The 21,332-nt window shown below is 49.9% G+C and carries 14 protein-coding genes; 7 read left to right on the top strand and 7 right to left on the bottom strand.

What is annotated here, in order from left to right:
* The first annotated feature begins 52 nt into the window (after positions 1-52).
* Positions 53-556 carry a TIGR00645 family protein gene (locus B3Z23_RS02945; protein WP_038015661.1) on the top strand — a complete coding sequence of 168 codons (504 nt, stop codon included), beginning with the start codon at positions 53-55 and terminating at the stop codon, positions 554-556.
* A 65-nt stretch (positions 557-621) separates the two neighbouring features.
* Here the strand turns inward: B3Z23_RS02945 and B3Z23_RS02940 are convergent, their stop codons facing one another.
* Positions 622-3,012, bottom strand: a complete 2,391-nt coding sequence (locus B3Z23_RS02940) for a membrane-bound PQQ-dependent dehydrogenase, glucose/quinate/shikimate family (protein WP_294901383.1) — start codon at positions 3,010-3,012, stop codon at positions 622-624.
* Positions 3,013-3,484: 472 nt separating this feature from the next.
* Entirely contained in the window at positions 3,485-4,423 is a 939-nt protein-coding gene (locus B3Z23_RS02935) for a LysR family transcriptional regulator (protein ID WP_294901380.1), read from the bottom strand.
* A 94-nt stretch (positions 4,424-4,517) separates the two neighbouring features.
* Here B3Z23_RS02935 and B3Z23_RS02930 point away from each other — a divergent pair, with 94 nt between their 5' ends.
* From B3Z23_RS02930 to B3Z23_RS02920, 3 genes are all read left to right on the top strand, one after another.
* Positions 4,518-5,720 (top strand): MFS transporter, encoded by a 1,203-nt coding sequence (locus tag B3Z23_RS02930; RefSeq protein WP_294901376.1) that lies wholly within the window; start codon positions 4,518-4,520, stop codon positions 5,718-5,720.
* A 193-nt stretch (positions 5,721-5,913) separates the two neighbouring features.
* Positions 5,914-6,888 (top strand): helix-turn-helix transcriptional regulator, encoded by a 975-nt coding sequence (locus B3Z23_RS02925; protein ID WP_294901373.1) that lies wholly within the window; start codon positions 5,914-5,916, stop codon positions 6,886-6,888.
* Positions 6,889-7,013: 125 nt separating this feature from the next.
* Positions 7,014-9,164: a TonB-dependent siderophore receptor gene (locus B3Z23_RS02920; RefSeq protein WP_294901370.1), complete on the top strand. Its 2,151-nt coding sequence runs from the start codon at positions 7,014-7,016 to the stop codon at positions 9,162-9,164.
* Between the two features lie 58 nt (positions 9,165-9,222).
* Here the strand turns inward: B3Z23_RS02920 and B3Z23_RS02915 are convergent, their stop codons facing one another.
* The 4 genes from B3Z23_RS02915 to B3Z23_RS02900 form a co-directional block, all read right to left on the bottom strand.
* Complete coding sequence (locus B3Z23_RS02915) at positions 9,223-10,536, bottom strand: sigma-54-dependent transcriptional regulator (protein WP_294901367.1); 1,314 nt, start codon at positions 10,534-10,536, stop codon at positions 9,223-9,225.
* A complete protein-coding gene (locus B3Z23_RS02910) occupies positions 10,529-12,400 on the bottom strand; it encodes a sensor histidine kinase (protein WP_294901441.1) in 1,872 nt (623 codons plus the stop codon). Before B3Z23_RS02910 ends, B3Z23_RS02915 begins: the two co-directional genes overlap by 8 nt.
* Positions 12,401-12,501: 101 nt before the next feature.
* A complete protein-coding gene (locus B3Z23_RS02905; RefSeq protein ID WP_294901364.1) occupies positions 12,502-14,166 on the bottom strand; it encodes an aspartate:alanine exchanger family transporter in 1,665 nt (554 codons plus the stop codon).
* A gap of 76 nt (positions 14,167-14,242) precedes the next feature.
* Entirely contained in the window at positions 14,243-15,868 is a 1,626-nt protein-coding gene (locus tag B3Z23_RS02900; RefSeq protein WP_294901361.1) for an NAD-dependent malic enzyme, read from the bottom strand.
* A gap of 1,016 nt (positions 15,869-16,884) precedes the next feature.
* Here B3Z23_RS02900 and B3Z23_RS02895 point away from each other — a divergent pair.
* Entirely contained in the window at positions 16,885-17,040 is a 156-nt protein-coding gene (locus B3Z23_RS02895) for a YlcI/YnfO family protein (protein WP_156994689.1), read from the top strand.
* A 450-nt stretch (positions 17,041-17,490) separates the two neighbouring features.
* Positions 17,491-18,807: a CitMHS family transporter gene (locus B3Z23_RS02890; RefSeq protein ID WP_294901358.1), complete on the top strand. Its 1,317-nt coding sequence runs from the start codon at positions 17,491-17,493 to the stop codon at positions 18,805-18,807.
* 9 nt (positions 18,808-18,816) lie between these two features.
* On the opposite strand, the gene B3Z23_RS02885 is transcribed toward B3Z23_RS02890, so the two are convergent.
* A complete protein-coding gene (locus tag B3Z23_RS02885) occupies positions 18,817-19,725 on the bottom strand; it encodes a LysR family transcriptional regulator (protein ID WP_294901355.1) in 909 nt (302 codons plus the stop codon).
* 100 nt (positions 19,726-19,825) lie between these two features.
* Here B3Z23_RS02885 and B3Z23_RS02880 point away from each other — a divergent pair, with 100 nt between their 5' ends.
* The gene (locus B3Z23_RS02880; protein WP_294901353.1) at positions 19,826-21,157 is read left to right on the top strand and encodes an aspartate aminotransferase family protein; all 1,332 of its coding nucleotides are present in this window, start codon (positions 19,826-19,828) and stop codon (positions 21,155-21,157) included.
* Positions 21,158-21,332: the final 175 nt, after the last annotated feature.

Below are 21,332 nucleotides of genomic sequence, written 5' to 3'. Positions count from 1 at the left end.
GGAGATCGGCTCAGGTATACTGCCTTCTTTTCTCTGGATCTCCCGGGTTGTTATGGAACGTTTTACCGAAAATCTGATGTATGCCACACGCTGGCTGTTAGCGCCGGTGTATTTGGGTTTATCGCTTGGATTACTGGCGCTGACAATTAAGTTTTTTCAGGAAATTTTTCATGTCTTGCCACATATCCTCTCTGTGACCGAAAACGAGTTGATTCTGCTACTACTGTCGCTGGTGGATATGTCGTTGGTGGGTGGCTTGCTGATCATGGTCATGCTGTCAGGCTACGAAAACTTTATTTCCGCGCTGGATATTGATGAGCATAAAGAGAAGCTCAACTGGCTGGGGAAGATGGATTCAGGCTCTCTGAAAAATAAAGTGGCAGCGTCGATTGTTGCCATTTCATCGATTCATCTGTTACGGGTGTTTATGGAGATGCGGGATATCGATAACAGTAAAATTCTCTGGTATATCCTGCTGCATCTGACCTTTGTATTATCGGCGTTTGTGATGGGATATCTGGATAAAATGTCCCGTGACAGCAAGGCTGGCCATTAGCCATCGGCTGATGTGAAAAAAAACGGCCCCGTCATCTGGCGGGGCCGTTGCTTTTTACAGGCAGATTAATTCAAAGCATAAGCAATGACATAGTCACCGACATTGGTGCGCATAAAGTGATGGCCGCCGGCCATAATCACCAGATACTGTTTACCATCTATCGAATAGGTCATTGGAGTCGCCTGGCCGCCAGCCGGTAAAGTATCGCTCCACAGTTCTTTACCGGTATTACTGTCATAGGCGCGGATTTTGTTGTCGGTGGTTGCGGCAACAAAAGTCAGGCCACCGGCAGTGATGATTGGACCGCCGTTATTCGGTGTACCGATATTGATCGGTAATTTGGTCGGTAAACCGAACGGACCATTGTTTTCCGCGCTGCCTAACGGATGCTGCCAGACTACTTTCTGGGTATGCATATTGATGGCAGTAATCATCCCGTAAGGGGGTTCGTTACACAGCATCTGGGTGAACGGAGCGAAGAATGGTGAGACATTAATTCCGTAAGGAGTATCCGCCATTGCACCGTTACCTTCCGCACCACCACCACCGGCTTTGAACGCCGGAGAGTCGATGGAAACCAGACCCTGTTGATCGGCCACTTTACGGGTAACCAACTGGTCGTACATCGGCGTGTTGTTCCAGTTAGCGATCAGCAGTCCGGTTTGCGGATTATAAGCAACGCTACCCCAGTCACTGCCGCCATTATATCCCGGGTATTCGATCCAGGGTTTGTCCAGTGAGGGAGGAGTGAATTCCCCGACATAGTTTGCCTGGCGGAATTTAATCCGGCACGCCATTTGGTCAAACAGCGAGATACCCCACATTTTCGCTTCGGTGAGTGGCTGGAATCCCAAACGTGGCATATTGACTGACCAGGGTTGAGTCGGGCTACGTGGGTCATCGGCTATGATACTGGCCGGTGCCGGTTTTTCTTCCACTTTGCTCAAAGGCTGGCCGGTAGCGCGGTTCAGCACAAACGTTTGTCCGCGTTTGGTGGGAACGATCATCGCCGGAATCGACTGGCCGTTCTGGCCTGGGAAGTCAAGCAGGGTCGGTTGTGAGCCCAGATCATAATCCCAGACGTCTTTATGGACTGTCTGGAAGACCCATTTTTCATCGCCGGTATTCACATCCAGTGCAACAATCGAGGAGGAAACACGGTTTTCATTGGCCGAGCGCATGGCACTGTAATAGTCAGCGGCTGAGTTACCGGTCGGTACATACACCAGTCCCAGCTTGTCGTCTCCGGTCATGGCTGCCCAGGAGTTCGGAGTGCCGCGGCTGTAATATTTATCACCGGTTGGTTCGCTGTGCACACCCGGATTATTCACATCCCAGGCCCACTTGAACTTACCTGTTTCGGCATCATAACCACGGATAACACCTGAAGGTGCCCAGCGACGCTGGCCATCCAGTACTTCGTGGTTAACGATAATCACACCGTTAACAATAGGTACCGGCGCAGTGACTGCAACAAAGCCAGGGACAGTGTGGCCCAGACCGGTCAACAGGTTGGTCTGACCGTTATCACCAAACATTGCACAGGATTCACCGGTCTGAGCATCCACTGCCAGCAGACGTTCATCCAGGGTGCCGACAATCAGGCGGTTATGACAGGCCTGGCCTTCCGGCACGACCTTAGACGTAAACCAGGTCAGACCTTTACAGGCGGCGGTGTAAGGGATGCTTTCATATTTTACGCCGCTGTCATGTTTCCAGATTTGTTTGCCGGTTTTTGCATCCAGCTTGATGATGTTGTTACGTGCTGAACAGACATAAACCGCATCACCGACTTTAATCGGGGTGTTTTCGGCAGCCCACTTATTCACCTGTCCGGGTTGCGGCAGATCGCCGGTGCGGTATGTCCATGCCCGGGTCAGTTTGGCCACATTTCCGGTATTAATCTCCTTAAGTGGTGAGAAGCGGGTAGCGTGAGTGTCGCGACCGTAGTAGGTCCAGTCGCTGTCTGGCTGTGAGTTTGCCGGTGGGTTGTCCTGGCTGGCCAGCGGGGCATTCGGCGGAGCGTCAGTTGACTGGAAACTCTGGAAAGGTACAAAAGCCCATGCAAACGCCACAATAAAAATCACCACAAACAGCCCGGCAAGGCCACGGCTCAGAGGTTTCTTTTGGCCATTGTTCAGTGACGGCAGGGCCAACGATAGCAGTAAGCCAATCACCGTGAGCAGTGACAGTCTGGGGATCCAGCCCCAGTAATCTGACCCACTTTCGTATAGGGTCCAGAGAATAGTGGCAACATACAGAACGTAAAACAGGGTAACACCCGCTGCTTTCCCCTTAAACAGCAACACGGAGGAAATAAGCAGAACAATCCCGGAGACCAGGTAGTACCAGGAGCCTCCCAGGGAAATCAGATAACCGCCTCCGATAATCAGCGGTATCGCACACAGGAACAGGATAATGGACATTATCCTTACAAATAGTGACACTTTATTCATCGCAACATCCCCAGGGAAGATAAATACCCCTACTCTTAGTAAAGAAATGTAGTTAAAGGTTAAATAAATGTTTACCTTAAGTTTCTGAATATAGCATGCAAATAATCATCTGCTGTTTTTTTTAAGGCTTTCTTCAGAATTTCATGCTGGATAATCATCACTAAATGTAATGTTTTATCCGGTTGATTGTCGTTGTTTTTGAGTTGTCAGAAGAATTTCTCAGGGAGTTTTTTTTGGCGGTAACGGGTGCGTTCTTCCTTGAAGTATTTTAATTTCAATCATTTAATTTTGATTTTTGGCAGAGGCAGATATCCCGGAGAATCAGAACTGTGATTTCCTGGTACCAGGATATTATCTGGTGGTACAGAGTGCTGGCAGCAATAACATGATTCGTTATGCCTCATGGTAAATAACCGCTTCTGTATAAAAAATAATTGTGACTGTTTGTGTCTTTTTATGGCATGCGCAGGGCTTACCTGCCCGCCGGCCGTGTGCCGGTCAGGGTTGGCATCACTTGTTTTATCAGGCTGAAGAAATGACGTAACCTGGCGGGATAGTAACTGGCCCAGGGGTAAGTCAGCCATACCGGCAGTGGCGGAGCCTGCCATTCGGAAAGTGGCTCCTGCAACCGGCCTGCAGCAAGGTCTTCTTCCACCAGCCAGGATGACACCAGGCCTACCCCCATTCCTGCCAGCGCGGCTTTTCTGATGGCATAAATACTGTCGCTGTATAATCTCGGACTGATGGTAATGGTACTGCTTTGGCCGTCAGTCTGATGTTTCAGGGTGATTTCGGTACGGTAGAAGGTACTGAGGGAAAGCCAGGGCAGGGCAGCGAGTTGCTCAAGAGTTTGCAGTGGCGTAGAACGGGCCAACAGATCAGGCGTTGCCACCATGCGGCGCGGAACTTCGGCTATCTGGATGGCAACCAGTCCGGGGTCATTGAGAGCACCTACCTGTATCGCGCAGTCAATGTTTTCGGCGACAAAATCCGGTGTCCGGTCATTCAGCATCCACTCCACGTTCAGGGCCGGAGATTTTTGCAGCCAGCCGACCAACGGCTCAATCATCTGATCCTGGCCGAAGGCATGGGGTACCCTTACCCGTAGTGTCCCTACCGGTTCGTCATGGGTATTGGTCAGTTCATCTTCCAAAGCATACCAGCTACCGACCAGCTGCCGCGCACGGCTGTAACAGCGCTCTCCGTCATCGGTTAGCTTCAATGCATGGGTGGTACGCAGGATAAGTTTCTGACCCAGCATTTTCTCTAATGCCTGTAATCGTCGGCTCACGGTAGGCTGGCTGACATCCAACTGACGGGCGCAGGCCGACAGGCTGCCACTTTCCACAATACGAATAAAGGTTTGCATCAGTTCAATACGGTCGATGCTGCCGGCTGAGATCTCTTTCATACGCACCACGTATAACAGTTTTGTTTAATTTGTGACTACCATGCATTAAAGAGTTCAGGTCTACTTAATGCAACCCTGATTTGGAGAAATTATCATGTCAGCAATCGAGCAGACCATGAACGAAGAGAAATTATCAGCCCCGTTACTGTTTACTCTGGCTGCCGGTGCCGGACTGACAGTGGCTTCCATTTATTACAGTCAGCCAATGCTGGGTATCATGGGCAAGCAGTTTAATGCCACAACCTCCCAGTCAGGAATGATCCCGATGCTGACCCAGATTGGCTACGCACTGGGTATTTTACTGCTCACCCCGTTGGGAGACCGGTTTGACCGACGGAAACTGATTGCACTGAAAGGTATGTTGCTGGTGGTTGCATTACTGCTGTGCGGTATTTCACCCGACCTGAATTTATTACTGGCTGCCAGCCTGCTGACCGGGCTTGCCGCCACAGTGGCACAGGATATCGTTCCGGCCTCAGCAGCACTGGCTCCGGAGCATAGCCGAGGGAAGATAGTCGGCACGGTGATGACAGGGCTACTGACAGGAATTTTGTTATCGCGGGTTGTCAGTGGTTTGATTGGCGAATATCTGGGCTGGCGTAATCTCTATTTTATTGCAGCAGCCTCGGTTTTACTGATTACTCTGGCATTATGGCGGATTCTTCCGGCGTTTCGCCCATCAGCCCCGGTTCCCTGGACTTCGCTGATGCAGTCGCTGTGGAAACTGTGGCATGAGCACACTGCATTGCGACGTGCGGCGTACGCTCAGGGGTTGTTATCGGTGGCATTCAGTGCGTTCTGGTCAACACTGGCATTAATGTTATATCAGGATTTTCATCTGGACAGTGCGGTGGCCGGGGCATTTGGTCTGGCCGGTGCGGCGGGTGCCCTGGCCGCACCGCTGGCAGGAGGCATGGCCGATCGTATTGGCCCGGCGCGGGTTACTCAGCTTGGCGCAGGATTGGTGATAGTTGCCTTTGCGATTATGTTACTGATGCCGTTACTGCCTGCGGAGGGAAAACTGGTTCTGATTGTGATCAGTGCGGTTATCTTTGACCTGGGTATTCAGGCCTCACTGGTCGCTCACCAGACCATTGTATTCCGGCTGGTGCCGGAAGCACGTAGCCGCCTGAATGCATTACTGTTTACCACCGTATTTATCGGGATGGCAGCAGGTTCTGCACTGGGAAGTCTGGCGTTGACTCACGGTGGCTGGAACGGCGTTGTGATTCTGTCAATTCTGGCTGCACTGGCAGCACTGGTGGTTCGTTTGTGTAGTCGCCATTTGCATAGTTGATCGCTGCACCGGGAGCTTTGCTCCCGGTGTTTATTCCGCCCCCCAACCTCACTGACACTTCTGACCATTTTCCTGTGTTCATCTGCAAATGAAAATGAGTATCATTTAATTTACTCTTCGCTACTCACAGTGGTAAAATACCGGCCAATAATTCACCAGCGAATACTTATTTTGCCATTGCCGGTTACTTTCTATGAACAGCCTATCGTCCGACACTGATGAACGGTCATTCCGGATTGCGGATTTTCGTGAATTCGGACATCGCTACGCCATTGACTACCGTTTTCCTGCCGGGGATGAGGATCAGAGTATCGATGTTGTCAGGGGGCATGTGGAAGAGTGGCGACTGGCCTCAGGAATGAGTGTGACTCATTCTGATCTGCAAATCCTTCAGCCTTATGAATCGACCTCGGTGGGGAGTTCACCGCTCTATTTGCTGGTGGTACTGGATGGCCATGTGGATTTACGGCTTAACGGCAAACCGGTCCGGATGTCGCCGGGCACTGCTCTGAGCACCCGGCTGGGAAGACAATCTATCCTCTCAGCCAGCCACCAGAAAGATCAGCGACTGGTGACTGTTTCACTGGGCATGAACTCTGCGCAATGCCAGGCCCCGCCACCACTGGCGGCTCTCACGGAGAGTTGGCAACGCACCCGGGCCCCTGTGGCAGTCTGGAATCTTCCTGAATATATGCAGGTCAGTATGCGTTTTGCGATTAGCCGTCAGGCAACTGCAGTAGCCAGAGAACTGATGCTGGAAGGACTGATGTTGCAGCTACTGGGGCTGACACTGAATCAGCTGAGTGAGCCGGAAGGGGCACGATTTTTGACATTACCGGGTGATCATCACCGGCTGGAAGCGGTGCGGCAGTTGCTTGAGTCCAGCCCGGAGAAAAATCATTCGCTGGAATCACTGGCGAAAACGGCAGCAATGAGCAGCAGCAGTCTGCGGACTAAATTTCGCCAGGCGTACGGGGATTCGGTATTCAACTATCTGCGCGATTGCCGGTTGGCACTGGCCCGTCGTTATCTGCAACAGGGCTACAGTGTGCAGCAGGCAGCCTGGATGTCCGGGTATCAGCATGCCACCAATTTTGCGACTGCCTTCCGGCGACGCTACGGCGTCAGCCCGAGTCATCTGACCTCACAACTGGCGTTGCGCGCGTAAAAATATGCCAGGATAGCTGGTTTTTGTCGTTTATCATACGCAACCCGTCACCAGGCATAGTCGCCAGGCCGCCGAACAACGCAATAATAGGCGTCTACTGACAATAAGAAATGGTGATATTTTTAATGGCAAGGCAAATTAAGACAGCGCACTTTCGTCTGCATTGTTGTGCTCTGGCGGTGAGCAGCGCATTCGTCCTGATGCCTGCAGTCCAGGCGGCTACCACCGACACGTTAGTGGTCACAGCCACTGGCAGTCAGGGTAGTCAGCAGAATGTGGTTGCTCCCTATATTAACAGTGCGACAAAATCGGCCGTCCCCGAAAGCCGAACCCCACAGGCTGCAGATTCGATTAGCCATCAGGAAATCGAAAAACGTCATGCTAATTCGCTGAATGAAATCCTGCGTTATGAGGCAGGTGTATCCACAGAGCTGCGTGGTTCCACCACCTATATGAGCGAATATAAGATTCGGGGTTTCGATGCTGAACATGAGTATTTTGACGGTCTGGAACTGCCTTACAATGTTGCAGGAAATACCAAAGCGTTTATCGATCCGATTCTGATAGATAAGGTCGATATTCTGAAAGGACCTTCCTCTGTGCTGTACGGCAATGCCTCCCCGGGTGGCCTGGTCAATATTCAGGGCAAGCAGCCTCAGTCAGAGCAGAGTACCGATGTCGGTGTTAACACCGGCAATCGCAGCCTCAAAGAGGGTTATATTGATTCTACGGGGCGTATTGCAGACAGCAACTGGGATTATCGTCTGATTGCCAAAGGCAGTGAGGGAAATGATCAGGCGAAGACCACTAAGCACGAAAGTTATCTGATAGCCCCGTCGGTCAGCTGGCATCCGGATGCTCAAACCCGGCTGACGCTGAGTGCGTTATACGAAGATATGCCCAGCCTGACACCCTCTAATCCACTGCCACTGGCCTATCTGCAAAGTGGTTATGCATCCCGCCGCGCCTATGCCGGCGACCACTGGAGCGGATTTAAACAGCGTGAAGGGATGCTGGGTTACAGTTTTGAGCATCAGTTTGACAGTGGCTGGGGCGTGGTACAGCGTGCCCGTTATTTCACCCTCGACAGCCATCAGCGCAGTATCTACTCCACTGGCACCGGCAGCAGTGATACCGATCTGTCCCGGTTCGGTTATACCACCGATGAGAGTGTCGACAGCTTTAATATCGACAACCAGCTAACCAAAACCCTCAGCCTGGGCGACTGGCAGAACCATCTGCTGGCCGGGTTCGACTATCAGCACCTGAATTCCCATATGACCTGGCGATACGGGACACAGTATCCTTCCATCAATATGCTGGACCCTGACTACAGCCAGGTCACCAGCAGTAATCTGGGCCTGTATACTGCGACGAATGATCGCCTGAGTTTCAACCAGCGAGGCTATTATCTGCAGGACCAGCTGGAGTTTGGAGGCCTTAACCTGCTGGCCAGCGCCCGTTACGACGACTATCAGTCAACCACCACGGATTATCTGGATGGCGGAAGTAAAGCGTCTATTGATCAGCATAAGGTTACCAAACGGCTGGGCGCGTTGTATCAGTTCAGTAATGGTATTGCGCCTTATCTGAGTTATTCTGAAGGTTTTCTGCCGGTATCACCGCAAGGAACGTTGACCGCCAGTCAGGCAAAAGCAACGACCAGCAAGCAGCTGGAAGGCGGGGTAAAATACCTGCTGTCGGATTATGCCACCACGCTGACAGCGTCGGTCTTCCAGATTAAACAGAAAAATGTTCTGACAACCGACTATACCTATACTTCTGCCGGGTTACTTAACTACCGGCAGACCGGTGAAGTCACTTCTAAGGGCGCGGAGTTTGGCGTGGTCAGTCGGCCAACGGACAATGTGAATATCATTGCCAATTATGCCTATACCCACGCGGTGAATACTCAGGATGAATATTATCAGGGCAAACGCGCCACTCAGGTGCCACTGAACAGCTTTAATCTGTGGGGCGATTACACCTTTAATCACGGTGTACTGAACGGTCTGATGCTGGGGGCGGGTCTGCGTTACTCCGGGAAAAGTGAAATCACGGAAGATAACTCATTACCCCCTGTCGGGGGCAACACTCAGTACGACCTGGCCGTCAGCTATGATATGGGTGTGCTGAGTTCATCACTGAAAGGTCTGACGCTGAAAGCCGGCGCCCAGAACCTGACGAATAAGATGACTTACACGTGTTACAGCAGCAGTTATTGCTGGATTGGCCGTGACCGCAGCTGGCAGGTGGGCGCGAATTACCATTTCTGATTGTTTTGTGGAAATGACCCCTGAAGCGGCTAGCCGGGAAAGGCTGGCCGCTGTCAGGCTATAACAAGGCGTATTTTTTGACTTTATCAAATAATGTACTTTTAGCGATCCCCAGAGCTTCTGCTGCCTGAGAGACATTACCGTGATGTTTATTTAATTCAGACAAAATCAGATCTTTTTCGAAATGCTCTACCATTTTTGGTAGTGTCAGCACACTGTCAGAACCGTGGCGGCCGGCTTCTCCGGTCATTCCCAGTACACAGCGCTCTGCTTCATTACGTAATTCACGGACATTACCCGGCCAGGGCCAGCTCAGGTAATTTTGCATTTTTACCAGATCGATATGCGGGGCTTCACGACCAAAGGTCGAGGCGGCCACTTCAGAAAAGTATTTAAATAACAGAGGGATATCTTCGCGTCGTTCGCGCAGTGGTGGTATAGGCAATTCAATCACATTCAGACGGAAATTCAGGTCAGCACGAAAATCCCCCTGTTCAGCCAGCAATGCAAGGTCTGCCTTGGTCGCACTAATCACCCGGATATCGACAGGGATCGGCTGATTAGACCCCAGCCGTTCTATCATTCGTTCCTGAAGTACACGCAACAACTTGATTTGCATAGCCATCGGCATACTTTCGATCTCATCAAGAAATAGTGTTCCTCCTTGCGCATATTCAATTTTACCAATTCGTTTTTGAGTTGCCCCGGAAAAAGCACCGCGTTCATGACCAAAAATCTCGCTGTCAAACAGGGTCTCTGGCAGACCCCCACAGTTAAGAGCGACAAAATTACCGGGCCTGCCACTCAGGTCATGGATACAGCGAGCCAGTAGCTCTTTACCGGTGCCTGTTTCTCCGTGAATCAGCACGTTAGCAGGGGTCGCAGCAATATTTCTGACAGTTTCCCGTAGTTCACACATTGGCTGTGCGTGGCCAATGAAGCGGCTATCCAGGTCGCTGACATGCGCCAATTTTTGGCGCAGTTGTTCAACTTCCAGAGTCAGCCTGCGTTTTTCCAGCGCCCTACGGACCTGCTGAATCAATGTCTGTGGTGAAAACGGCTTAGGCAGGAAGTCATAGGCGCCACTGCGCATTGCTTCCACGGCCGTCATAATATCGCCATGACCGGTAATAATAATGAAAGGTATTTGCGAACCGGCTGACTGCATCTGTTGCAGGAAATCCATACCACTCAGTCCCGGAAGCCGCAAATCCGTGATAATGACGCCGGAAAAAGCTGGCGGGAGTATTTTTTTTGCTTCTTCGACCGACTCTGCACCGACAGCCGCGATCTCCTCAAGCTCAAGTGACTGAATACAGCTGGTACGGACCGATTCATCGTCCTCAATAATTAATACATCATAATCAGCCAATGAGATTCTCCTGCTGTTGCGGACTGAGTTGCAGCCTGATGGTAAACCTGGCCCCGCCGCTGGCCAGATTATCTGCGCTCAGATTGCCATGAAAACTTTTAATAATATCTGCTGAAATCGCCAGTCCCAGGCCAAGGCCGGTGGTGGTTTTAGTGGTAAAAAAGGGTTCGAAAATATGGTCAATAATTTCTGCGGACAAGCCAGGGCCGTTATCGGACACTTCAATAATAGCTTCAGAATGATAACGGAACAGCCGTAACGAAATGGCCGGGTGTTTACTGCTATCCAGTACATCAATAGCGTTGGCCAGCAGATTGACCAGTACTTGTTCGAGCCGCAGCCCATTGCACTGGGCATAGATTTCGTCAGGCGGAAAATCTTTATGCGTCACTATCTGTTTTTTTTCCAGCCGGTGACTGAGAAGCATCATCACATTATCAATGCAGTGGCTCAACCTGACCTGGCTGATGGTTTCGTCAGAGGGTCTGGCGAAAGAGCGTAACTGGCCGGTCAGCACACCAATGCGGTCAATCAACGCGGCAATTCTGACCAGGTTTTCTCCGACCACCTGAGTATTCCCTCGTTGCAGAAAAATCAGGGTATTTTCTGAGTAAGCACGGATGGCAGCCAGTGGCTGATTGATTTCATGCGCCAGGCCAGCCGACAGCTGTCCAATGACTGCCAGCTTTTCTGTGCGTATCAGTTCTTTTTGCAGATTGCGTTCCCGCTCTTCGAAGCCCAGCCGTTCAGCAATCTCATTTTCTAATTCGAGGTTTTTGGTCTGTAGCTCACGATTTCTCTCCGCAACCAGTATTTCCAGGTGATTGTAGGCATTTTTTATCGCGTTATTATTTTCCGCTATCTTACGAACCAGTTTGATACGCTGGCTGACCAGATAGCCGAAGAAAATCATGGAGGTTAGTATGCTATCCAGCAAGGCAATCCGGAGCCAGATATCGCGATACACCGGCTGGACGGGCTGCATACCGGTTAAATACATACTGGTGCCGGGGAGCGCCGCACGGGAAGCCAGAAAGCGCTGTCCGTTGATGGTTAAGATACTGAATCCTTGAAGATGATTATCCAGACTCACTCCGGGTAACGGTGAAATTCTGTAACCACCAAATTGCCGGGTGTTGGTAACGGTTTGCAAATCTTTAGCTTCTGCTACTCCCAGGGTGTGATACTTCCAGCCTGGTATATTGGAGGTAATAATGATCCCGCTGGCCTCAGAAAGTGTCAGGGGCTCACTGGCGGGTGCATCGGCGATAAATAACTGGTCCATATTAATTTTCAGAGCCAGTACGCCAATGTTTTTCCCTCTGACGGTCATGCGGGTTGACAGATAATAGCCGGGCATATTTTCCGTGGTGCCCACCGCATAAAATGTCATTACTTTGCCACTGACGGCCTCGCGGAAATAAGGGCGGAAAGAAATGTCATGGCCACGTAATGCATTTGGCCCGGAAGATTGTTCTGACGCGACAATAATACCTGAGGTTGAAGCAAGGAATACCTGGTCGGCACCAATGGCCTGGCTGATATCGCGCAGTTTTTGACTGACCTGCTGATAAGGTATGGTTTGCGGTGCGATAAGATAATTTTGCAACTCACTGTCAAATGCCAGGGTCAGCGGCAGGTAGCGGTATTTATCCAGATTTCGTTCGAAGATATTAATTTTACGTTGCAGGTTATTTCGGATTTGTGCGCTGGTATTTTCCAGCATCACCGGTAACAGATAATGATAGCTCAACCAGTCGGCCAGCAGAATAGCGAGTGACATAGTCAACAGTAATATCAGGCTGTTACGAGAGAAGTTAAAAAAACCATTAGCGGCAGAGCGTTTATTCGGTTGTTGAAGCATCACCTGGTGTCCTGCTGACTCATTGTGTTGTACGGAACCGGGCGTCAGCTTAAGCTCTGACGGCCGGATCCTCTACTGTCTTTCAGAGGTGATGACGTAACTCAATAAATATTGAGCAGGACAATGGTCAACACCGCCATCACCAGACGCGAAACGGCATAGCCAACAGTGTAACCAATTGCCGGAACGCTGCTTTTAGCTGCATCCTGTATGGCTCCCAGCGCAGCGGTGGTAGAACGGGCACCGGCACAGACACCAAACAAAATTCCCGGATGAAAACGGAACACATAGCGTCCCAGTATCAGCCCCAGTATTAGCGGTACCAGTGTAACAATGATCCCACAGATAAATAAGGGTAATCCGTAATGTTTCAGCCCGCCGATAAAGCCGGAAGCGGCATTAATGCCGACAATGGCAATAAAACCATTCAGACCCAGATTGTTAAGTAACCAGATAGCGGGATTAGCGATTTTACCAAAGGTACGTTTTACAGACCGGATATATCCGCAAATCACCCCTGCGACAATTGCACCGACGTTGGTCCCAAGGCTTAACGGAATACCGCCGACACGGATGGTGATAGCGCCAATCAGACAACCAATCGCAATACCGGCGCACATAAACATTATATCAGAGCTGTTGGTGTTGCGGTCGGCATAACCGGTTTTGGCCGCCAGTTCAGCCACATCCTTGCCTGCGCCTTTTACGGTCAGTACGTCGCCGGCTTTCAGTGCTAAATCGATATCCGGTGGCAGTGTTTCATCAGCCCTGGTGACTGACAGTAGAAAAATACCGTGGCCGGGGCGGCTGAACTCGTTGTACAGCAAATCGCCGAGGGTTTTACCCTGTGCCGCCTGTTTACTTAGCACAATGTCCAGTTTCTCAGTGGCAAAATTCAGCAGATTTACGTCCGCACTCTCAGGGCCAATCAATGACTGACTGGCAACGATATCCTGCAGACTGCCTGAGGCGATAATTTCTGCACCGCAGGTTAGCACTGTCTCAGCTTCACACTGAATAACCGGAGACTGTGGTTGATAACGAATACGGCGGATAAACACTTTGTGACCCAGCATTTCCTCTGCCTGTGCCACTGTTTTTTGATCAAAATCCGGATTCTCTATGGTCAGAGCACGGGCAACGTGGGCGCTGTAAGCGGAGTCTTTAATTTCCTGATGATGATTATGAGTTTTTTCATAATCCCTGCAGGCTTCAGGCAGGTTAATTCCCATCAGTTTAGGGCCAAGGGTTGCCAGAAACCAGGCAGAACCCGCAGTACCGAACGGGTAGGTGACTGCGTAGGCTACAGGTAGCAGGGCTGCTGCTGCAGCGGCATTTTGCGACATCACACTGGAAGCCACGCCAAGGACAGTCGAGTTGGTATACCCGCCGGAAAGCAATCCGGCAGTCAGTGCAGTGTCATAGTGGAAAATTTTACCTAAGATCAGCGCGGTACCCAGTCCGGATAAGCAGATGATCACAGTAAAGATCACCTGGGGTAATCCATCACTTTTCAGTGCGCGGATAAATTCCGGTCCGACAGCATAACCCACGGCAAACAGGAACATATCAAAAAATGTAGCTTGCATGACCGGGGAAATATGTAAGCCAAGCTGGCCTATCAGCAGGCCGGCAATTAAAGTACTGGTCACCACCCCGAGACTAAATTTTCGGATTTTGAATGTACCAAACCATGCGCCTAATGCCAGAGTCAGGTAAATGGCAATATCGGGGTTTTCATGCAGAGTAGCAATAAAGAAGTTCATGATTTTCTCCTGATGGAAAAACGGGGCGGATGAGCGCCCCGCAAAACGGTCCCTGAACTCAACCTGAACGGTAAAATTAATAGTGAGGTTTATAAAGCATGGCTTCGAGCCAGCTGCGGATATTTGCCGGACGTTCAACCTGTGCCAGTCCGCTGTCGAACATATATTCAATAATACGCACGGCAGTGTTCACTTCCGTTTCCAGAATATTGTCCTGACTTGGGTACAACATGCCTTTTTTCTGCATTTCAGGCGTCACCTGTTCAGCAATGGCATGCGCGGCAACAATAAAACATTCATCATTTAACAGCAGCGGTCTGGCAGCGTAGGTGGCCAGGCCAATTGCGGGATAAATATAGAAATTATTTGCCTGACCCGGCCAGAATGTTTTGCCATTCATTTCAAATTCCGGGAACTGGACACCGGCAGCAAACAGCGCCTGTCCTTTTGACCACTGGTAAGCCTGTTCAGCGGTACATTCAACTTTGCTGGTGGGGTTGGAAAGCGCAAAAATAACAGGACGTGAATTAATCTCGCTCATTTTTTCTACCACTGGCCGGGTAAAGGCACCAGCACTGGTACTGACGCCAAACAGAATTGTTGGTTTGAAATCTTCAACCACCTGAACCAAATCACGGGTAGGCTGAGTATTCAGCGCAAATTGCCGTTGTTCCGGTGTCAGGTCCTGGCGGGAGGTTTCGATCAGCCCGTTGATATCCATATAAGCGATCCGGGAGCGGGCTTGTTCTTCAGAAAGCCCTAAATCCTGCAGTTCGGCACAAATCAGTTTACCAATACCAATACCTGCTGAACCGGCACCATAGAACAACACCCGTTGCTCTGCCAGATTAGCGCCGGTAATATTCATTGCGCTGGCGATACCGGCCAGTGCAACGCTGGCAGTGCCCTGAATATCATCGTTGTAACACAGAACTTTATTTTTATAACGGTCCAGATAGCGAATAGCGTCGGTACCTTTCCAGTCTTCGAAATGGATACAACAACCCGGGAATACGGTTTGTACGGCCTGTACAAACTCTTCAGTGAGTTCATTCAGTTCCTGCTCACTGACCGGAGCTTCGCGGGTACCCAGATACAGCGGATCGGCACGCAGTTTTTCATTAGTAGTACCGATATCGAACAATACAGGCAGCAAACAGTCCGGTGGAACCGCGGCACAGGCAGTGTAAAGCTGCAGTTTACCGATAGGAATACCCATACCATTCGCACCAATATCACCAAGACCCAGAATACGTCCGCCGGTAGAAACACAAATAAAGCGGACGTCTTTTACCGGCCAGTTCTTCAGTACTTCGGCCATGCGGCCTTTCATATGGCGTGTGATATACATTCCGCGTGGCCGACGATAGATGTGGCCGAACTCCAGACAGGCGTCAGCAACGATTGGATCGTACAGGATCGGGATGAAGCGTTTCGGATCAGACATGACTGTTTTGTAAAACACCACTTCATTACGTTCTTCAAGGCCAATCAGATAAATATAACGCTCAAGATCATCTTTTTTACTGTCCAGGTGATTGAGTACACGACTTACCTGAAGGTCGAGGGATTCTACAGAAGGTGGTAATAACCCTTCCAGGCCGTTATTTTTACGCTCCTGTTCATTAAACGCGGTGCCTTTATTATTGGCTGCATTATGCAGTAAATCGATACCTGAAAGAGTTGTAGTTTCCATAGACATGATATAGCTCCTGTAAGCAATAGAATTAAAATCATTGAATAACACTCACGCTGATATCTATTGCAACTGGCGTACCAACCTGTACTGAAAATTATCCTTATGAAAAATATGGTTTTTTATTTTAATCTTTCAGGAAAAGTCCGGAATTCCGGAAATTTAAACTATTTAACTGCTGGATAACCGGCAGAGAATATATTTTATACGTCAGGCCAGGTTAAATTAATGTATACACCTGAGGGGCAAAGTTAAAAATACAACTGCGACATTTAGCATTTTTATAAGTTTCAGGGTAAACCAGAAATAAACGATGATTTTATGTTTCATCGATGGAAGATTTTTTATTTAATAATTTCATGTCGAAGATTGAAAATATTTCTTCCGGACGTTTTTCGAACATCTGTCGACAGAATGATCAGTCCCTGTCGGAAAAATGCCTGCAGTTTTTCCGGTTGTCCGTCCTGCAGGATGTCACCAGACGATCAGACACACCTGAAAAGCGATGCAGTAAAGTATTTTCGATCATGAAGAAGGGGCAGGCAGCTGTTTATGTATCGGAGCGACAGCCTTATCCACAGAGATATCTGCCGCTCTGACAAGATCTGATACCCTGTAGGTAACATTCTCTGGAACAAAAATTCATTAATAGAAATATTAAAATCTGCTGTAATAACTCAGGATGACGCCACAGTTGCAGTGAATCACGGTAAATTTTGTTATCACATTCAGCGTCAGACCCTTGCAGAGGCTTACTGCCCCCGACTTCATCGCCTGAAATGCCGGAAGTATGCAGAGATCTCACTACAAATAAAATTTCACCGTCGAAAATCTGGTTATTTATGCTGCCTTCCGGCATAACCTGGCCGTTTTCCACATTTTTTACCTGACTGGTTTCATCTGAATTTATAATTCTTTAGAATTTTGTACATTCTTAACATCGTCAGAATATTATAATTTTGTTTTACTTTGGTCATAAATACTAAATCAATGTTAGCAAAGAGTTAAAGGAATCCTAAGTAATGAAAATGAGCACCTCGAAAACACGCGCTAAACATATTCGCTTTCCGCACCATATGCTGAATGATATTCAGGAATCGCTGAAGAAAGAAAGTAGTGAAAACTTTTCTGCCTGGGTGATTGAAGCCTGCCGTATCAGACTCAGAAAAAGCAACTGATCTCTCAGACAGGCTGCCAGTATTGTCGCAGACCTGTGAGTATCAAAATCGTTATGTGACTGTTTTCCCGGACGGAGGGAGTTGTCCGGAAACCCCCCGAAAATCCTGCCAGAACACATTTTCCCCAGCGGGTGTTACCGATACCTCCCCATGATACCGGTTTCATTGTTATTGCTGCCTCGTTTACCTGTCCGTTATCACCTGTTCATTTCTCTGACTGACCCGATCCTGTTCACAAAAATATTGCACTGCTCCTTCAAAACTTGATGCACCTCGATTTTTGGAGCGAAAGTTACTTAATTGTTGCAATTTATTGCTAGCTTGAATTAGTTGGATCTATATGTTTCAACTTGTTTATTTTCAGGGGGAAGTTTCAGGGAAGGCTAAGCAACCTGCCGGATGCGGGAAATTCGTTGATGGGGCACATTGGGTAATGTCGGGGGGTGTATTGTGTTGACTATACTAGGCTTTGCAATGGTCGTCTGCTTTATGTATTTGATCATGACTAAACGGATGTCGGCCCTGATCGCCCTGATCATCGTGCCTACTCTGTTTGCACTGGCAGGGGGATATTATCAGGGATTAGGCGAGATGATGCTGGACGGGGTAAAAAAACTGGCCCCGACTGGTGTCATGCTGACATTTTCCATCCTTTACTTCGGTCTGATGATTGATGCAGGGCTGTTTAACCCGCTGGTACGCTTTATTCTGAAAATAGTTCGGGGCGATCCGTTAAAAGTTCTGGCCGGGACGGCCATTCTGACCTTGCTGGTTTCACTCGACGGGGATAGCTCAACTACCTATATGATTGCTATTGCGGCATTTTTGCCGCTGTACCGCAAGCTGGGAATGAATATCCTGGCAATGACCTGTCTGGTTAATTTGGCCAGTGGAATCATGAATTTATCGCCGTGGGGAGGTCCCACCGCCCGGGCGGCGGCGGCCCTTCGAATTGATGCGTTAGATATCTTTATCCCCATGATACCAGCCATGTTGCTGGCCTGTTGTTCACTGGTAGGCGTTGCGGTCTGGTTTGGCCTGCGGGAGCGTCGCCGGCTGGGGGTCATTTCGCCAGAGACTTTGTATGCAGGCCCCGAAACGTCAGGACTGTCAGATGACGAGTCCGGTTCAGAACATCTTCGGCCAAAAATGTTCTGGCCAAACCTGATACTAACGACGGTGTTACTGGTGATGTTAGTGATGGGTACGCTGCCGATTCAAATCCTGTTTATGCTGGCATTTGCCGTCGCTGCTATGCTGAATTACCCCTCACTGGCACAGCAGAAAGAGAGGATTGCCGCACATGCCGGGAATGTACTGGCAGTCACTTCGTTAATATTTGCTGCGGGGGTTTTTACCGGTATTTTGTCGGGGACAGGGATGGTCGATGCGATGGCAAAAAGCCTGTTATCGGTCATTCCGCATAGTTTTGGGCCGTATCTGGCTATTTTTACTGCATTAGTCAGCCTGCCGTTTACCTTTTTTATGTCTAATGACGCTTTTTATTTTGGTATTTTACCGGTCATTGCTCAGACTGCGGCAGGGTACGGTATTTCGGCAGAGGAGATTGCCAGAGCGTCGATTGTCGGTCAGCCATTCCATTTATTGAGTCCGTTGGTCCCTTCCGTCTACCTGCTGGTCGGCCTGGCTAAGGTCGATATTGGAGACCACCAACGTTTTTCCATCAAATGGGGAATTTTTATCAGTCTGGCATTACTGGTGGGGGGGATTATCTTTGGGGCCATCCCGGTTTACCATCAGTCCTAAGCCCAGCCATTATCCTGCAGCAGACAGAGAGTCAGTGAACAGTTGCAGGATAGCATTCGGTTGCCGCCCTTTACGGGTTGCCAGTGCGATGGTATGCGTAAAATGGAGTTGCTGTGGTGCCACCGGCCGCATTAGCCCTTTTTCCTGCCAGTGGGCGGCATAATGATCCGGCAGAAAGCCAATAAAGCGTCCGGTAAGGATCAGGAAAGCGATACCCTCCCGATCGGAGGCGGTGGCAGTACAGTTCAGCCGCTGATGCAGACGAACGGTTTCGGCAGTCATCCGTTCGGCAGGCGCAATAGCATCATAGCGGCCCAGTTCGCCAGCGACGGCATCATCATCACGATAAAACAGTGGATGTGTATGGCTGCAATACAGCGACGATTTTTCCTCGTATAACGGCAAATAATCCAGTCCTGACAAGGGTGACGTCAGAGGCAGGGCACCTACGTGATAGCGGCCATCCATCAGGGCCTGCTCTATTTCGGTCGGGGTGGTCATGGTTAATGAAATATGAATCCCCGGCCCCTGACGGCGCAAACTCTCCAGGGCATGGGTGAGTTTCATCATTGGCTGGGTGACCAGGTTATTGATAATACCGATATTAAAATCTCCACGCAGTTGCTTGTGCATCTGGTTAACCTGCTGGCGGAACGTCTCGATGGATGCCATCATGGTTTCGCTGAGCTGTAACACTTCCCGTCCTTCGGCGGTAAGAGAGAATCCTGCCCGACCACGCTGACATAACCGCATCCCCAGACGTTTTTCCAGATCACTCATATGCTGGCTGATCGCCGGTCGGGAAATCCCCAGTATTCCTTCGGCGGCAGAAAAGCTGCCACAACCGGCAACGGTCCGGAAAACCCTCAGCAGTTTAAGGTCGAAGTCACTGACCCGCGCGAGCGATAAGCTTTTCATATAGGTAAGTCTTTCTGTAACTAAAGATATGGTTATATGGATTTAACTTAACTATCGATTGATTGCAAACTGTTCTTTATCGGCTTTATGAGGAATCACCATGTCTGAATCAATCCATACTTCTGCGCTTAATCTGCAGTCTCACTGGATGCCCTTCAGTGCTAACCGTAATTTTCAACGTGACCCACGGTTTATTGTCTCGGCGCAGGGCCGCTGGCTGACAGATGATAAAGGGCGTCAGTTATTTGACAGCCTCTCGGGTCTGTGGACCTGTGGTGCAGGTCACTGCCGCAGCGAAATACAGCAGGTGGTAGCAAAACAGCTCAGTTCACTGGACTATGCACCCGCCTTCCAGTACGGGCATCCTCTGTCATTTAAACTGGCAGAGAAGATTGCGGAGCGTATGCCTGGTGAACTGAATCATGTCTTTTTTACCGGCTCCGGATCAGAATCAGCCGACACGGCAGTCAAAATGGCCCGTGGTTACTGGCGTGCAAAAGGTCAACCGGCAAAAACCAAATTTATTGGTCGGGCCCGGGGTTATCATGGCGTGAATATTGCCGGCACCAGCCTCGGTGGGATTGGTGGTAACCGCAAGATGTTTGGTCAGTTTATGGATGTTGATCATCTGCCACATACACTGCAAACCGATCAGGCGTTTACGGCAGGCATGGCCGCAACCGGAGGGGTTGAATTAGCGAACGAAATGTTGAAGCTGATTGAACTGCATGATGCTTCCAACATTGCCGCAGTGATTGTTGAACCCTTGTCCGGATCTGCCGGGGCCATTATTCCTCCGCAGGGTTATCTGCAACGGCTACGTGAAATCTGCGATCAGCACAATATCCTGCTGATTTTCGATGAGGTCATCACCGGATTCGGTCGGATGGGGCGTTGGACAGGGGCTGAATACTTTGGTGTCACGCCGGATATTCTGAATTTTGCCAAACAAATCACCAACGGTGCGATCCCGATGGGCGGGGTGGTTGCCAGCAGCGAGATCTACCATACCTATATGTCACAGGCATTGCCGGAACATTCGGTCGAGTTTGGGCACGGCTACACTTACTCCGGGCATCCGGTGGCCTGTGCGGCAGGGCTGGCGACTCTGGAAATGCTGGAGAAAGAGAATCTGATTGCTCAGTCAGCAGAGCTGGCACCGGTATTTGAACGTGCGCTGCATAGCCTGCGGGACTGCCCGAATGTTATCGATATCCGTAACTGTGGGCTGGTAGGCGCTATCCAACTGGCACCCCGTGACGGCGATGCGGTCATCCGGCCATTCGATGCCGGTATGGCATTATGGAAAGCGGGGTTCTATGTGCGGTTTGGCGGCGATACCTTACAGTTTGGCCCGATGTTCAATACCCGCCCTGAAGAACTGGATCGTCTGTTCGATGCGGTGGGTGAAGCTTTGCATCAGATTGCCTGACAGGAATACCAGTGGATGGCTTCCTGAAGGTCGGGCAAAAAGCCCGGCCTTGTTGTTTTTGGCACGAAGCAAACTGACCTTCTTCCCTTCATGGAAAGTCTGTGGCTAAGACCTCCCATCCGCCATTTTCCGGTTAAAAATCCTGTTATCTGTTCCATCCTGGTCGATTCTGCAT

The sequence above is a fragment of the Tatumella sp. UBA2305 genome, from assembly GCF_002345795.1.
Classification (GTDB): domain Bacteria; phylum Pseudomonadota; class Gammaproteobacteria; order Enterobacterales; family Enterobacteriaceae; genus Tatumella; species Tatumella morbirosei.
Note: the sequence above shows the minus strand (reverse complement) of the source record. Positions and strands in the feature narration are given on the sequence as shown.

Excerpts from the sequence above, each read along its gene's own strand:
- B3Z23_RS02885 (WP_294901355.1), bottom strand. The coding sequence starts at position 19,725 with ATGAAAAGCTTATCGCTCGCGCGGGTCAGTGACTTCGACCTTAAACTG.
- B3Z23_RS02895 (WP_156994689.1), top strand. The coding sequence starts at position 16,885 with ATGAAAATGAGCACCTCGAAAACACGCGCTAAACATATTCGCTTTCCG.
- B3Z23_RS02880 (WP_294901353.1), top strand. The coding sequence starts at position 19,826 with ATGTCTGAATCAATCCATACTTCTGCGCTTAATCTGCAGTCTCACTGG.
- B3Z23_RS02940 (WP_294901383.1), bottom strand. The coding sequence starts at position 3,012 with ATGAATAAAGTGTCACTATTTGTAAGGATAATGTCCATTATCCTGTTC.
- B3Z23_RS02945 (WP_038015661.1), top strand. The coding sequence starts at position 53 with ATGGAACGTTTTACCGAAAATCTGATGTATGCCACACGCTGGCTGTTA.
- B3Z23_RS02920 (WP_294901370.1), top strand. The coding sequence starts at position 7,014 with ATGGCAAGGCAAATTAAGACAGCGCACTTTCGTCTGCATTGTTGTGCT.
- B3Z23_RS02925 (WP_294901373.1), top strand. The coding sequence starts at position 5,914 with ATGAACAGCCTATCGTCCGACACTGATGAACGGTCATTCCGGATTGCG.
- B3Z23_RS02900 (WP_294901361.1), bottom strand. The coding sequence starts at position 15,868 with ATGTCTATGGAAACTACAACTCTTTCAGGTATCGATTTACTGCATAAT.
- B3Z23_RS02910 (WP_294901441.1), bottom strand. The coding sequence starts at position 12,400 with ATGCTTCAACAACCGAATAAACGCTCTGCCGCTAATGGTTTTTTTAAC.
- B3Z23_RS02930 (WP_294901376.1), top strand. The coding sequence starts at position 4,518 with ATGTCAGCAATCGAGCAGACCATGAACGAAGAGAAATTATCAGCCCCG.
- B3Z23_RS02935 (WP_294901380.1), bottom strand. The coding sequence starts at position 4,423 with ATGAAAGAGATCTCAGCCGGCAGCATCGACCGTATTGAACTGATGCAA.
- B3Z23_RS02905 (WP_294901364.1), bottom strand. The coding sequence starts at position 14,166 with ATGAACTTCTTTATTGCTACTCTGCATGAAAACCCCGATATTGCCATT.